We start from the raw sequence: 14,796 nt of genomic DNA on the forward strand, positions 1-14,796 counted from the left end.
CCGATTACTAATTATTAAATACACTCAAATCTATAACTCCAAGATCTTTTTCTTCTTTTCCTAGTTTTATACATTCCAACACCGCTCTTGCAGTATCGAGGGATGTAAGGCAAGGTATCGACATTTCAACAGCTTTTCGTCTTATTTTAAAGCCATCCCTTTCAGGCTTTCTGCCTTTTGTAGGAGTATTAATTATAAGGCTTATTTTGCCCGACTCAATCAAATCCAGCAGATTTGGTTCACCTTCCTCAATCTTTTTGACGGCATTGGTGGCAATCCCCTGATTGTTCAACATGTTGGCGGTTTTGCCAGTGGCATAAAGCTCAAATCCCAGCTTTTCAAACTCTTCTGCCAGCTGTATAATCTCCGGCTTGTCGGTATCCCTCACGGTCATCAGTATTGCGCCGCCTTTTTGCGGAAGCTTGATCCCCGTTGCAACAATTCCCTTATACAGCGCATCCGGGAACGTCTTTGCTATACCCAAAACTTCACCGGTGGACTTCATTTCAGGTCCTAAGCTTGTATCAACGTCATGAAGCTTTTCAAAGGAGAACACAGGAACCTTTATGGCTACATAATCCGATTCCCTATAAAGTCCTGTTCCGTAATTGAAATCCTTAAGCTTTTTGCCCATCATTATCCTTGTGGCAATGTTTACCATAGGTATTCCGGTTACCTTGCTTATATATGGAACAGTACGGCTTGAACGCGGGTTGACTTCTATAACATAAAGCTCATTATTGTAATATACATACTGTATATTGATCAAGCCAATTACCTTTAGCGCTTTGGCAAGCTTTTCGGTATAATCCACAATCTTTTCCTTAAGCTTTTCTCCTATTGTCTGTGTTGGATAAACAGATATGCTATCTCCTGAGTGAACACCGGCTCTTTCTAAGTGTTCCATTATACCGGGTATCAAAATTGCCTCACCATCACATATGGCGTCAACCTCAATTTCTTTTCCCATCATATATTTGTCTATCAGGATAGGATGCTCCTGTTTTACCCTGTTAATAATATCCATAAATTCTATGATATCTTTGTCGCTGTAGGCTATCTCCATACCCTGCCCACCAAGTACATATGACGGCCTTACCAGCACGGGGTAACCTAATTCATTTGCTGCTTCCAAAGCTTCGTCAAGGGTAAATATTGTCTTTCCCTTCGGTCTGGGAATGCCCAGTTCTTCAAGAATTTCATCAAATTTCTCACGGTCCTCGGCAGCATCAATATATTTTGGTTCGGTACCAAAAATCTTGACTCCCATTTCTTCAAGGGCCTTTGTGAGCTTTATAGCTGTCTGTCCACCAAACTGGACAATGGCTCCCTCTATTCCTTCTTTCTCTACAATGTTCTCCACATCTTCAGGAGTCAATGGTTCAAAGTACAGTCTGTCGGCCGTGTCAAAATCGGTACTTACCGTCTCAGGGTTATTATTTGCAATTATAGTCTCATAACCTTCTTGCTTTAATCCCCATACCGAATGAACCGAGCAGTAGTCAAACTCAATACCTTGCCCTATCCTTATAGGACCCGAGCCTATTACCAACACCTTTTTATTATCGGATTTTTTAACCTCGCAACACTCGTCATAAGTAGAGTAATAATAGGGTGTCGCAGCCTCAAATTCTGCCGCACAGGTATCAACCATTTTATAAACAGCACGAACATTAAGTTCTTTTCTCTTATTAGCAACTTCCTTTTTATCGCAGCCAACATATTTTGCTATAACTGCATCGGTAAATCCCATCTTTTTAACCATTCTCAAGCTGTCCTGATTAAAATCCGAAAGCTTCATGGTTTTTAATTTTTCTTCCATAAGAACCAGATTTTTTATTTTGTTCAGGAAGAACAAATCTATCTTTGTAATATCGTTAATTTCCTCTATTGTTATACCCCTTCTTATTGCCTCGGCAATAACAAGAAGTCTCTCATCATTAATATCCTTTATCTTTTCTCTTATTTCCTCATCACTAAACTTTTTGTAGATGTCCTGCTCCAGGGTGAAAATACCCAATTCCAGTGATCTCAACGCCTTCATCAAGGCTCCTTCTAAGGAACTGCTTATTGCCATTACTTCACCGGTAGCCTTCATTTGTGTGCCTAATGTTCTCTTTGCCTTTACAAATTTGTCAAAAGGCCATTTTGGTATCTTGACCACAACATAGTCTAAAGTCGGTTCAAAGCATGCATAAGTCTTTCCTGTTACTGCATTTTTAATTTCATCAAGACCGTAGCCTATAGCTATTTTGGAAGCAACCTTTGCAATGGGGTAACCTGTTGCCTTTGAAGCCAATGCAGAGGAACGGCTCACCCTTGGGTTAACCTCAATTACCGCATATTCAAAACTTGTGGGGTGAAGAGCGAACTGAACATTGCAGCCTCCCTCTATTCCCAATGCTGAAATTATCTTTAGTGACGCGGAACGAAGCATCTGATATTCTCTGTCCGCAAGGGTCTGAGAAGGAGCAACAACTATGCTGTCTCCGGTGTGAACTCCCACGGGGTCAATATTTTCCATATTACATACGGTGATTACATTGCCCTTGCTGTCTCGCACCACTTCATATTCAATCTCTTTCCAACCGGAGATACATTTTTCAATAAGAACCTGGTGTACTCTACTGAGCCTTAGACCATTGGTTCCGATCTCCTTTAGTTCTGACTCATTGTACACTATGCCGCCACCAGATCCACCTAAGGTATAAGCGGGACGTACAATAACCGGATATCCGATTTCTTTTGCAAAGTCTAATGCATCCTCAATTGTATTTACCACCTTGCTGGCAATACAGGGCTCGCCTATTCTTTCCATGGTATCCTTAAAGGCCTGTCTGTCCTCGGCCATTTTTATCGCCTCGGTAGCAGTTCCCAAAAGCTTTACACCATTTTCCTGCAAAAACCCTGACTCTGCAAGCTCCATTGCAAGATTCAGCCCTGTTTGCCCTCCCAAAGTCGGGAGTACGCTATCCGGCTTTTCTTTTAATATGATATCCTTTACAACCTCTGCTGTAAGAGGCTCAATATATACTTTATCAGCTATGTTTGTATCTGTCATTATCGTAGCAGGGTTGCTGTTAACCAGCACCACCTCTATATTTTCTTCTTTTAAAGCCCTGCAGGCCTGGGTCCCAGCGTAGTCAAACTCAGCCGCCTGCCCGATTACAATAGGACCCGAACCAATAACCAGGACCTTCTTTACATCATCCCTTTTAGGCATTAAATTTCCCCCTTAATATATTAAATCTTCTTTCAACAATGATCACCAGAGTAAAACTTTAAAGCTTATAAATACTTGCTACAACAGCTATTTATTGTGAATTCCTTTTCATCATCTCAATAAACTCATCAAAGAGATAGGCCGTATCCTCAGGCCCCGGAGAAGCCTCCGGATGGAACTGCACAGTAAACACCGGCACATTCGTATATCTTACCCCTTCGACAGTTCCGTCATTCATGTTTATGTGGCTTACTAGCATCCTTGACTTATCCATGGATGACTCAACAATAGTATATCCATGATTTTGCGAAGTAATATACGTCAAATCCTTTTCTATATCCTTCACAGGATGATTAGCTCCTCTATGACCGTATTTGAGTTTTTCGGTATCTGCTCCATTTGCAAGGGCTGTCAACTGATGTCCAAGGCAAATTCCAAACATAGGTTTTTTGCCCATGAGCTCCTTTATAGTATCAATTGTATCCACACAATCCTTCGGGTCACCCGGTCCGTTTGAAAGCATTATTCCGTCTGGATTAATGCTAAGGACATCTTCTGCTTTGGAATTGGCAGGAAACACATGTACGTCACAGCCTCTTTTTAATAGGGAACGTACAATATTTTGCTTTAATCCCAAATCTATCAATGCAACTTTAAATCCATCACCTTTATAGTGCAAAACCTCATTTGTTGTGACGCACATAACCGGATCCTTTATAACATACGCTCTTATCTCATCAATTTTCTCATCAAAATTGAAATCGGGATCCGTTGTAATTAAGCCCTTCATTGTTCCCTTATCCCTCAAAATCCTGGTAAGAGCCCTCGTGTCAACTTTATCAATCCCTATTATGTTATTTTTTTTAAGGTAGTTATTCAGTGTCTCTTCAGATCTCCAATTGCTGGGGCTCTGGCAAAGCTCCCTGACGATAAAGCCCTTTACCTGCGGCTTACTCGACTCTATATCTTCATTATTCACCCCATAATTGCCTATCAAAGGATAGGTCATTGTTACAATCTGTCCACAATAGGACGGATCTGTTAAAACCTCCTGATAGCCTGTCATACCTGTATTAAAAACTATCTCTCCGATTACTTCTCCTTCTGCTCCAAAACTCTCACCATGAAAAATTGTGCCGTCTTCAAGCGCCAGAATAGCCTTCATAATATACCACCTCGTATTCTAAATAAAATTACTTTGAGTTATGCAACACACTATTAATATCTTCCTTCATCCTTATTGCTTCAGCTCTTGATGCTTCATAGAATTTTTCTTCGCTGTAAAGATCCTTCCACTGCTCAGACTTATAGGCACACATAATACTTCTTGACGCATTAACAATTGCTCCAAGTCCATCACTGTTAAAGGAATGGGCTACATCTCTAGCTGTTCCGCCCTGAGCACCATAACCCGGAACCAGTATATAAGAACTCTTCAAAATCTTTCTAAGTATCTTTGCTTGATTTGGATAAGTTGCTCCAACTACTGCCCCTACGCTGCTATATCCGTATTTTCCTTTTTTGTTTGCACCCCATGACTCAACATGCTCTGCAACAACCTCATAAATACTCTTACCTTCCTGAGTAAGTAAATCCTGAAGCTGCCCGGATGACTTGTTTGATGTCTTGACCAAAACAAATATTCCCTTGTTGTATTTAATACAGTCATCTATGAAAGGCTTAATCCCATCCACACCGAGATACGGATTGACCGTAAGCGCATCCACATCAAAAGCAGCTTCACTTATATCTTCATCAATGACTGTTCTGCCGATATATGCCGAAGAATAGCACTCTGCGGTAGAACCGATATCATTTCTTTTTCCGTCGGCAATAACTAAAAGTCCTTTATCCTTTGCATACCTGCAGGTTTCGTAGAAGGCCTTTATACCTTCCAAACCATACATTTCGTAATATGCAAGCTGGGGTTTAACCGCAGGCACAATATCACAAATCGCATCTATGATATATTTATTGAAGAGCAGAATGGCCTGCGCTGCTCCTTTTGAATTTTTCCCATGTTCTTTATACATATCTTCCTTTATAAAAGACGGGACATATTCAATCTTTGGGTCCAATCCAACAACAGAAGGATTATCCTTTTCTTTAATCTTTTCAATCAACATATCAACAAACATAATTTCAATCTCCTTTTATAGCATGATTCAAAAATATCATTATCAAAACGGCAAATTAACATCACACATTTTTTTGTAAAATCCCTATAGCAGTATCTTTTCTCTAACAATGGCATTGCCGTTTACCAAGGTATAATATACGCTTCCATTGAGCTTGAACCCATTAAAAGGTGAATTCTTGCTTTTTGATTTGAAGTTATTGATATCCACCACAAACTCTTCGTTTATGTCAATAATAGTTATATCTGCACTCCTGCCTATCTCTAAAGTCCCTTTATTGATACCGAGCAGTTTTGAAGGGTTGACACACATCTTCTCAACTAATTGGCTAATAGTAAGATGTCCCGGTTTTACAAGGTAGGTTATCGCCAGCGGCAAGGCTGTTTCGAAACCAACCATGCCATTTGCAGCCAAATTGAATTCAACATTTTTCTCATCGTTATGATGAGGCGCATGGTCCGTGGCAATCATGTCAATCGTGCCGTCCTTTAGCCCTTCAATCACAGCCTCCACATCTTTTTTGGTCCTTAGCGGAGGATTAACTTTTGCAAGAGTATTAAATCCGCTGCAAGCCTCATCGGTAAGAACGAAGTAGTGGGGACAAGTCTCACAGGTCACTTTCACTCCGCGCTTTTTAGCATGTCTTATAAGGTCTATCGATAGTTCAGTGCTCACATGGGCTATGTGTACCGGAACCTTCGTATATTCAGATAGTATAATATCCCTTGCTACCATTATTTCTTCAGCCGCCGAAGGTATACCCTTAAGTCCCATTATCGTTGACCAATATCCTTCGTTCATTACACCGCCATCGGCAATATCCATCTCCTCGCAATGGGATATTACAGCTATATCAAACATGGACGAGTATTCCAGAGCCTTTTTCATTAGGGATGAACTCTTTAGCGGCTTTCCGTCATCGGAGATTGCTACGGCTCCGGCAAATTTTAGCTCACCTATCTCCGAAAGCTCTTCCCCCTTTTGCCCCTTAGATATTGCTCCTATAGGATATACATTAACAAATCCGTCTTGCTTTGCCTTATTTATAATATACTTCACTATTGCCTCATTATCACAAACAGGGTCTGTGTTGGGCATACAAGCTATGGAAGTAAATCCTCCCATTGCTGCACTCATAGTTCCCGTTTCTATGTCTTCCTTATATTCAAAACCCGGATCCCTCAGATGACAATGGGCATCCACTAGCCCCGGTAATACCATCTTGCCCTCAGCATAGATAATATCACCGTTTGGAATCTCAATATCTTTGCCTATCTCAGTTATTATTCCATCCTCAACTAAAATATCCATAATACCGTTTGTATTGGTTTTTGGGTCTATAACATGTCCGCCTTTAATTAATACTCTCATCACTATCCCTCCTCGTTAAAAGATAAAGAAGAGCCATTCTTACAGCAACTCCATTGGTAACCTGTTCATTTATAAGCGATTTGTCTGAGTCAACTACCGATGATGGCAATTCAACGCCTCTGTTAACCGGTCCCGGATGCAATATCAAAGCATCCTCCTTTGCAAGCTTCAGACGCTTTTCATCCAATCCGAAAAATCTCGAATACTCTCTTATGCTTGGAAACAAGCCTTTTTTCTGCCTTTCTAACTGAATTCTGAGGCCCATGACCACATCAGCATCAATTAATGCCTCCTGAACTGTATTAAAGACCTTGACACCAGTCCTCTCCAACTCCGGAGGTATAAGGGTTGAAGGCCCAGCTACACTTACTTCGGCTCCAAGCTTTGTCATACCCCAGATATTGCTTCTTGCCACTCTGCTGTGATATATATCACCGATTATGGCAACCTTCAATCCCTCAAGACTTCCCTTTTTTTCAATAATGGTAAACATATCGAGAAGTGCCTGGGTTGGGTGCTCATTCATCCCGTCACCGGCATTTATAACCGATGCATTTACATTTCTTGCAAGAAGGTGGGGTGCTCCCGACATGGAATGTCTCAGTATAATTACATCTGCTCCCATCATGTCAATTGTTTTGCCCGTATCTATAAGTGTTTCACCTTTAGCAACACTGCTGCTTGCTACAGAAATATTTGCGGCACTTGCACTCATGTACTTTGAGGCAAGTTCGAAGGATAATCTTGTTCTTGTACTGTTCTCATAAAACAGGGTAATTATTGATTTGCCCTGCAAATGAGGAGTCTTCTTGTTTTTTGATAAAAGAATAACCTTCATTGTTTTTGCCGTATTTAAAATGTAATGAATTTCTTCAGCTGTCAAATCCTTAAGTCCTAAGAGGTCTTTTGATTTTAAAGCCATTTTTACACCTCACTCTTAAATAAACTTTTTTATTATTAATTATTATTAGTATTATTATTAGTATCAAATCTCCCCAAAAAAATAGTAAGGATAATGGTATTCCTTACTATCTTTTAAAGATGCCTGTATTCTCTTCTAAATAAATAATTAAACCTTCATATTTAAAAATGGGAATAATAGTACATATCTTCTCTTTTTCTTTTATTCTATTAATATAGATATTTTTGTGATTTTTCATAAACGTACCCTTCCCTTAAAACCTAAATAATTAACAAATAATTCTTATACCCCTAATGACTTATACCTTTTTCTATATCACTTATAGTTACACAATTAACTCCGTCAACCTCATAAAGCTTAACATTTACCACTTCGAATTTGGAGGTTGGAACATTTTTCCCGACATAATCCGGTCGTATCGGCAACTCTCTGTGTCCCCTGTCTATCATTACCGCAAGCTGGACCATCTTTGGTCTTCCCGAATCCATCAACGCATCAATAGCTGCTCTTACTGTCCTTCCCGTATATATTACATCATCTACAAGAACAATTTTCTTACCGTTTATCGAGAAGTTTATTTCTGTACCGTTTATTATTGGATGTTCCGAAAGCATACTTAAATCATCTCTATAAAGCGTTATATCGAGAATGCCTACCGGAACTTTCTTTCCCTCTACGCCCTTAATCTTCTCCGCGATCATCCTTGCAAGAGGTACTCCACGCCTTTGAATGCCTATTAACGCAATATCATCGACACCCTTATTCTTCTCAATAATTTCATGGGCTATTCTTGTTACAGCCCTCACAATTCCACTTTCATCCATTATTTCAGCTTTATCCATCATATTCAACACTCCGATATTATACTTAATATAATTATATTTTGTCGGATTCCAATTGGGCAAAAGGCTCTAAAAAAGCTTCTTACCAGTCGGCAAGAAGCTACTTTACAATAAACGTATAGAACCATCGTATTGTATATTATTCAATAAAATATCTTACCTTCTGAGTCTCTCTGGACTTAATTAAAGGTTTATTATTTAATTCTATCTAATGTTAACACAATGAAAGTTAATTGTCTATACATTTATTATTATATTTTTTTGTTTTTCATTTTATTTTTATATGGCTCTTAATAATATTTAATAATGTTGTCATCGTTTCAAATTAATGCCGAATATACCCCCTATACTTCCCGACAATACTCCAATACCAAGAAGTATCAATACATAGCTGTTTATATTAAACTCTCTGTAAACTATACTGCTTGCAAGATACAGTATCAGCATATATATAAATCCCACAATTCCACCATTAAGCCATCCCTTACTTTTTACATTTTTGGTAGATATCCATCCTGCAATCACTATACTTAACAATGTCGTAATTATAACAGCAGTTGACATGTATTTTAGCGGAAAATCTGTAAATTTAAGAAAATACGCAAATATAGCAAACATTGGCAAAGTAAACAAATATGACACCAGTATTCCTTTTATAATTGTAACAATATTTGAGTGTTCATTTAATATATTCTTTGCCGCCTGGCCAGTTTTATTAATCATATAACCCCCCCAATAGATGTATTTTTTTATACTACAATCTATTATGTTTGTTCGAAAGTTAGAACCAATAAAGCAAATAATTTGAAATGGAAATTTATTGAATTCCATATTGTTTTTTTCAAACACCTTTTAATATATCCAACACTTTGTGAAAATGCTAAAACTTATTCTGGTATACATACAATAAAAAAACACCATAAACTATAAATTAATAAAATAAATATTGCTTGAACTGATTAAACTATATATGAAAAGCTCCAGAACATTATTGCTTTTTTAAGTTAAACCAGTGAAATGCAAAATAAGAATTGATAAAACTGGAGGTTCAATTATGGGATTCTTTGATTTTTTATTCAATACAGAGGGCAGCATGAAGTCTGATAACGATATGGAGCCTGCCCAAAACAAGACCAGAAAGTTTCAGCCGTTCAACGAAGAGTTTTCGCTGGACATGACAACGGAGCCTTATGGAAATAATATGTATGAGGCCAATAATTCTTATTCGAATAACGGTGTTGAAATTCAAGACGCAAAAAATGTATTTCGACTGGTATACAGCGGTATCTTGGCCAAAAATGATGCTGAGAATTTGTATGCAGTAATCGGCTATGGAAATAACCTGGCTTGGGAGGATACCGAATCCTATTCTATGCACAAGATGGGCCATCAGAAGTACGAGTTGTTATTTCCTGTAAAAAGGGCAGGTAACATTAATATGGCCTTTAAAGATGATTTGGAGAACTGGGACAATAATTCAGGCATGAATTACAGTTTCAAGAACTATGTTTATGAGGGTAGCCATTAGGCTACCCTCTTTTTATAACAGACAATACTGTAAGGTTTATGTATATTACGCTTCCTTAGATTCTACAATTCTGCTTATTGCCGCTCTAATAAGCTTTATTTGGGTTTTCTCAACGCTAGTCTCTATAGTAATCTCATCATCCTTGATATTTATTACCTTTCCGATAATACCTCCGGTTGTAATAATATCATCTCCAGTCTTAAGTGCTCCGAGCATTTCCGAGTGCTTCTTATCCCTCTTTTTTTGAGGTAGAAATATCATTACGTACATGATGAGAACAAAGGCTAACGGTAAAATCAACGCGCTTAATAGTTCCTGAAAACCTGCTCCTTCTGTTGGCATAACAAACCTCCTCTTAATTTATTGTTTATTTTATTTATTATTACCATATTGTTAAATTAGGTGCATCCATTATATCTTTTTGTATCCAAAATTATTGAAAAACTCATTTCTAAAATCCAGAAGCCTATCTTCCATTATAGCCTGTCTGACATTTTTCATGAGATTAATCAAAAACCTCAGATTATGCCATGTGGTAAGCCTTATTCCGAGAACTTCTCCGCTTTTTAAAAGATGCCTTATATATGAGCGGGTAAAATTCCTGCAGGCATAACAATCGCATTCTGGATCCATTGGGGTATAATCTCGTGCATAGACTGCATCTCTTATTATCATTCTCCCCCTGCTAGTCATAACCGTACCATTCCTGCCGATTCTTGTGGGAAGTACGCAGTCAAACATATCAACTCCCCTTATGGCTCCTTCAATCAGGTAATCAGGACTTCCCACTCCCATCAAATATCTTGGCTTGTCCGCAGGAAGCAACGGAACTGTAACATCTAGCATTGAATACATTTCTTCCGCCGGCTCTCCCACGCTCAATCCTCCGATGGCATATCCGGGAAAATCCAATTCCAGCAGTTCATAGGCACTTTGTTCCCTCAGTTCCTTATACATTCCTCCCTGGACAATCCCGAAAAGAGCCTGTTTTTCTGGGTTTTGATGGGCATCCTTACACCTTTTGGCCCATCGGGTGGTTCTCTCCAATGACTTCTTTGCATAGTCATAATCCGCAGGGTATGGAATACATTCGTCAAAAGCCATTATTATGTCGGCCCCAAGATCATTCTGTATTTTCGTTGCCATCTCAGGAGAAATAAAATGCTTTGAACCGTCAATATGTGACTTGAAAGTCACCCCTTCTTCCTTAATATCCCTCAAATCACTGAGACTGAATACCTGAAAGCCGCCACTGTCAGTAAGAATCGGCCTGTCCCAGTTCATAAAACCATGAAGGCCCCCGGCCTCCTTCACTATATCCTCTCCGGGCCTCATATGAAGGTGATAGGTATTACTCAATATTATCTGTGCCTCAATACTCTTCATTTCGTCCGGAGACATACCTTTAACGGTTGCCTGCGTACCCACCGGCATAAAAGCCGGAGTATCAAAATACCCATGAGGAGTATATACTCTCCCCAAACGGGCACCAGTCTGTTTACATTTTTTTATTAACTCATATCTAATAGCACTCATGTTTCTTCCTAATCCTTATTAATATTTACTATAATATTTTTACTTTATAAACATAGCATCGCCAAAGCTAAAAAACCTGTACTTTTCCCTGACGGCAGCGTTATAGGCTTCCATTATTCTGTCACGCCCAGCCAGAGCACTCACAAGCATAATAAGTGTCGATTCCGGCAAATGGAAATTGGTTATTAATGAATCTACCACTTTAAACTCATATCCCGGGTAAATAAAAATATCAGTCCACCCGCTTTGAGGCTTCAATCTACCCTTTTCATCTCCTACCGTTTCAAGCACTCTGCAGCTCGTCGTCCCCACTGCAATTACTTTGCAACCGTTTTCCTTTGCCGCATTTATTTTATTGCAATCCTCTTCATTTATCCGGTAAAACTCGCTGTGCATTTTGTGCTCCTGCAAATTCTCAACCTTTACCGGCCTGAATGTGCCAAGGCCCACATGAAGCGTCACATAAGCAATATTGACACCTCGGTTGGCCAATTCCTCCAAAAGCTCCACAGTGAAATGAAGTCCTGCAGTAGGAGCAGCAGCAGATCCTCTGTATTTTGAATATACAGTCTGGTACCTTTCCGCATCATCAATCTTTTTCGTTATGTAAGGAGGCAACGGAACAATGCCAACTCTGTCAAGAATCTGTTCAAAAATACCGTCATACTCAAATCTGACAAGCCTATTTCCTTCTTCAATTATTTCTATAACCTCAGCCTTAAGCTCACCATTTCCAAATACAAACCTTGACCCCGGTTTTGCCTTTTTCCCCGGCTTTAAAATAACTTCCCAAACATCCCCATTAATCTTTTTCAGGAGAACAAACTCAATTTTTCCACCGGTGCCTTCCTTTTCTCCAAGGAGTCTTGCGGGGATAACCCTGGTGTCATTTAAAACTAAGCAATCACCCTTGTTTATGTACTCGCCAATATCCTTAAACTGCTTATGGCATATTCCTCCCGCTTCCCTGTCCAATACCAAAAGTCTTGACATATCCCTTTTGGCAGTTGGTTCCTGCGCAATTAATTCCTGCGGTAAATCATAATAAAAATCACTAACCTTCATAGTCAATTTAACACCGTTTCATATTATTTTATTGTAAGACAATGTCTTAACGATAGAATTACCAATATATTTATTTTTTTCGATAATTCGATTTACATAGTTTTAAGATATTTTATGCGATTTATATAGAATAATACATTAAATCCTTCTTTCATGCAAGGTTCAAATGCAAAAAAACTCCAACAAGCCATATAAAAGCTCCGGAAAATATTCCGGAGCAGGTTATTAATTATTATTCAAAATCAAGGTTATTCAACCTTGGTACCTGGAAAATAATGGGACAATATTTCTTCGTAGGTAAATCCAGCCTTAGCCATCCCCTTGGCCCCTTCTTGACTCATGCCCACTGCATGTCCCCAACCTTTTCCTTTAAACGTGTAGTTTGTTGGAATCAATGGAACAACCTTCATACCGGCTGAGTTGACGACATTTAGCTTGCCGCTCGAAGAACTTATGGTTTGCAATCCTGAAGCTGTCATTACCTTTGTTCCTCCAAGCTGTGTCTTAGTTGATTCATCGTCATTTCCCTTCACAAAGATGTCTGCGTCTGTCGTAATATCATACCACTGGCTGTCAAGGCTTAAGAAATTTCTTGTGGAACCATTTGTATAAACCTTTTCTCCTTGACTACCCTTTACTATTACCTCAGTTGCTCTTCCCGCCTCAGATCTCTTCGTTATATAAATTCCTTGTATATCTCCTAGTTTAAAGCCGCGGTCAACCATTATCTGCTTTATCTTCTGTGCGGTAAAGGAAACCTCCCAATTGTAGTGCCAAGAGTCTCCCGACTCATATTTATCTTCAACACTTAAAAGATACGGGTATCCCTCACTTCCCCAAACATTTTTTACGTCCTCTGTCCTACCTCCGCTGGAACTGAAATAGAATACTGAAGCAGGCTTTCCGTTGTATGTAACTATCTTTCCCTTCGTATCATCAACTGCCTTATTTGTTGATGCCGCCTCTCCGTCGAACCCCTTATATACTTGAGAATACACAGTAGGACACAAATCAAATTGAAGTCTTTTGTATTTGTTCAGGTTGTTCACCGTATAGGTCCTTGCCGCAACCGCCTGAGATTTCAGAGCTTCAGGGTGGGAGCTTGCCTGTATCTCATAGGGTACAACCCCATACAAATATTCTTCAATATTAATCACATTAATGACCGTCATATCACTTCCGGACAGTCTTAGAATTTCAAAAGCACCGCGATATCTCTTCTTATCATCTCCATTGATCCTTAATACGCAGTTCTCATCTTTATTCTCAGGCTGTACCTGAAACGCATAGTATATTGAGTCAAACATAAGCATTACCTTTTCGTCCTTCGACAGAACAGTTATTCTTGACATGGATGGATCCACAACACTATACTCCCCAGTGTTTAAAACCGGATCAATATTGTCAATTATCGCCTTTTGTGCGTCGTTTTCGTCAACATAAAAACCTGTCCAGATCTGCCAGCTGTCAGCGTATACCGGATAGGCATCTACACCTTTCTGCCTGATTTCCGTAAGGCTTGTGTAAAGGGCATCATAATCTTTATAATCTTCTCCTATTTTTATATGATAGGCTCCAATTAACTCTCCCGAAGGAGTTTTTCCCGAAGAAGGATTGTATTCGGTAAGTCCACTGCTTCCTTTTAGAAAAAACGCATCTTTTCTTATTGTCACTGCATTACCGGAAGACTCCTTTATAAGGCAGGTAAATCTATCCCCGGAAGAATATCCGAATTGAAGTCCATTTTGGGCATCTACTGTAAAGCTTGAAACCGACGAATACTGACCTGTCTGTGAATCATTAAAAAGAAGGCCAATCCTAACTTTATTCGGAACCCCCTCATATGCGTAGACCATAAAACTTTGTGAAAAAAACAACGACACATACACAAGAGATAGCAATGCCAACCGAAGTGCCATCCACTTTATTTTAGACTTTGACAACAAACGCTCTTTCATATTCTCCTCCATACTTATCTTTTGTATTTCGCTTTATGTCATTATACCATCAAGCTTGCTTAATGTATAAAACTATTATATCAATATTAGTTCGACAAAAGCTTCCAATTCCCTGCTTTGTAACAGAATTGTAAAGTTATAAAGCAGGTATATTAACCCAAAAAACGAGCATGCTATATCTAAAAATTTCAAATTAAAAATAACAAAAATAAA

At 39.0% G+C, this 14,796-nt stretch carries 12 protein-coding genes; 1 reads left to right on the forward strand and 11 read right to left on the reverse strand.

Features of this window, described 5'->3' with window-relative positions; genetic code table 11:
• Positions 1-7: 7 nt before the first annotated feature.
• From carB to EFD62_RS05550, 7 genes are all read right to left on the reverse strand, one after another.
• Positions 8-3,223 (reverse strand): carbamoyl-phosphate synthase large subunit, encoded by a 3,216-nt coding sequence (gene carB, locus EFD62_RS05515; protein WP_069193535.1) that lies wholly within the window; start codon positions 3,221-3,223, stop codon positions 8-10.
• Between the two features lie 91 nt (positions 3,224-3,314).
• On the reverse strand, positions 3,315-4,388 hold the full coding sequence (locus tag EFD62_RS05520; protein WP_069193534.1) for a carbamoyl phosphate synthase small subunit: 1,074 nt from the start codon (positions 4,386-4,388) through the stop codon (positions 3,315-3,317).
• Positions 4,389-4,416: 28 nt separating this feature from the next.
• Positions 4,417-5,361 carry an orotidine-5'-phosphate decarboxylase gene (pyrF, locus tag EFD62_RS05525; protein ID WP_069193533.1) on the reverse strand — a complete coding sequence of 315 codons (945 nt, stop codon included), beginning with the start codon at positions 5,359-5,361 and terminating at the stop codon, positions 4,417-4,419.
• An 84-nt stretch (positions 5,362-5,445) separates the two neighbouring features.
• Positions 5,446-6,732 (reverse strand): dihydroorotase, encoded by a 1,287-nt coding sequence (locus tag EFD62_RS05530; RefSeq protein WP_069193532.1) that lies wholly within the window; start codon positions 6,730-6,732, stop codon positions 5,446-5,448.
• On the reverse strand, positions 6,716-7,654 hold the full coding sequence (locus EFD62_RS05535) for an aspartate carbamoyltransferase catalytic subunit (RefSeq protein ID WP_069193531.1): 939 nt from the start codon (positions 7,652-7,654) through the stop codon (positions 6,716-6,718). The genes EFD62_RS05530 and EFD62_RS05535 overlap by 17 nt, the downstream gene beginning before the upstream one ends.
• 290 nt (positions 7,655-7,944) lie before the next feature.
• A complete protein-coding gene (gene pyrR, locus EFD62_RS05545; RefSeq protein ID WP_069193530.1) occupies positions 7,945-8,499 on the reverse strand; it encodes a bifunctional pyr operon transcriptional regulator/uracil phosphoribosyltransferase PyrR in 555 nt (184 codons plus the stop codon).
• 309 nt (positions 8,500-8,808) lie between these two features.
• The gene (locus tag EFD62_RS05550; protein WP_069193529.1) at positions 8,809-9,219 is read right to left on the reverse strand and encodes a TIGR04086 family membrane protein; all 411 of its coding nucleotides are present in this window, start codon (positions 9,217-9,219) and stop codon (positions 8,809-8,811) included.
• 331 nt (positions 9,220-9,550) lie between these two features.
• On the opposite strand from EFD62_RS05550, the gene EFD62_RS05555 reads away from it, so the two are divergent.
• Positions 9,551-10,024 carry a carbohydrate-binding protein gene (locus EFD62_RS05555; RefSeq protein ID WP_069193528.1) on the forward strand — a complete coding sequence of 158 codons (474 nt, stop codon included), beginning with the start codon at positions 9,551-9,553 and terminating at the stop codon, positions 10,022-10,024.
• Positions 10,025-10,069: 45 nt separating this feature from the next.
• Here the strand turns inward: EFD62_RS05555 and yajC are convergent, their stop codons facing one another.
• The 4 genes from yajC to EFD62_RS05575 form a co-directional block, all read right to left on the reverse strand.
• Positions 10,070-10,366, reverse strand: a complete 297-nt coding sequence (gene yajC / locus EFD62_RS05560) for a preprotein translocase subunit YajC (RefSeq protein ID WP_069193527.1) — start codon at positions 10,364-10,366, stop codon at positions 10,070-10,072.
• Positions 10,367-10,435: 69 nt separating this feature from the next.
• Positions 10,436-11,560: a tRNA guanosine(34) transglycosylase Tgt gene (gene tgt / locus EFD62_RS05565; RefSeq protein WP_069193526.1), complete on the reverse strand. Its 1,125-nt coding sequence runs from the start codon at positions 11,558-11,560 to the stop codon at positions 10,436-10,438.
• A 39-nt stretch (positions 11,561-11,599) separates the two neighbouring features.
• Positions 11,600-12,625 carry a tRNA preQ1(34) S-adenosylmethionine ribosyltransferase-isomerase QueA gene (gene queA / locus EFD62_RS05570; protein WP_069193525.1) on the reverse strand — a complete coding sequence of 342 codons (1,026 nt, stop codon included), beginning with the start codon at positions 12,623-12,625 and terminating at the stop codon, positions 11,600-11,602.
• Between the two features lie 248 nt (positions 12,626-12,873).
• Positions 12,874-14,583 carry a SpoIID/LytB domain-containing protein gene (locus EFD62_RS05575; protein WP_069193524.1) on the reverse strand — a complete coding sequence of 570 codons (1,710 nt, stop codon included), beginning with the start codon at positions 14,581-14,583 and terminating at the stop codon, positions 12,874-12,876.
• Positions 14,584-14,796 lie beyond the last annotated feature (213 nt).

Source organism: Acetivibrio mesophilus, assembly GCF_004102745.1.
GTDB classification, from domain to species: Bacteria; Bacillota; Clostridia; order Acetivibrionales; family Acetivibrionaceae; genus Hungateiclostridium; species Hungateiclostridium mesophilum.

Bases quoted from the DNA above. Each gene is read 5' to 3' on its own strand.
- EFD62_RS05575 (WP_069193524.1), bottom strand. From the start codon at position 14,583: ATGAAAGAGCGTTTGTTGTCAAAGTCTAAAATAAAGTGGATGGCACTT.
- pyrR (WP_069193530.1), bottom strand. From the start codon at position 8,499: ATGATGGATAAAGCTGAAATAATGGATGAAAGTGGAATTGTGAGGGCT.
- queA (WP_069193525.1), bottom strand. From the start codon at position 12,625: ATGAAGGTTAGTGATTTTTATTATGATTTACCGCAGGAATTAATTGCG.
- EFD62_RS05550 (WP_069193529.1), bottom strand. From the start codon at position 9,219: ATGATTAATAAAACTGGCCAGGCGGCAAAGAATATATTAAATGAACAC.
- EFD62_RS05555 (WP_069193528.1), top strand. From the start codon at position 9,551: ATGGGATTCTTTGATTTTTTATTCAATACAGAGGGCAGCATGAAGTCT.
- tgt (WP_069193526.1), bottom strand. From the start codon at position 11,560: ATGAGTGCTATTAGATATGAGTTAATAAAAAAATGTAAACAGACTGGT.
- yajC (WP_069193527.1), bottom strand. From the start codon at position 10,366: ATGCCAACAGAAGGAGCAGGTTTTCAGGAACTATTAAGCGCGTTGATT.
- pyrF (WP_069193533.1), bottom strand. From the start codon at position 5,361: ATGTTTGTTGATATGTTGATTGAAAAGATTAAAGAAAAGGATAATCCT.
- carB (WP_069193535.1), bottom strand. From the start codon at position 3,223: ATGCCTAAAAGGGATGATGTAAAGAAGGTCCTGGTTATTGGTTCGGGT.
- EFD62_RS05535 (WP_069193531.1), bottom strand. From the start codon at position 7,654: ATGGCTTTAAAATCAAAAGACCTCTTAGGACTTAAGGATTTGACAGCT.
- EFD62_RS05520 (WP_069193534.1), bottom strand. From the start codon at position 4,388: ATGAAGGCTATTCTGGCGCTTGAAGACGGCACAATTTTTCATGGTGAG.
- EFD62_RS05530 (WP_069193532.1), bottom strand. From the start codon at position 6,732: ATGAGAGTATTAATTAAAGGCGGACATGTTATAGACCCAAAAACCAAT.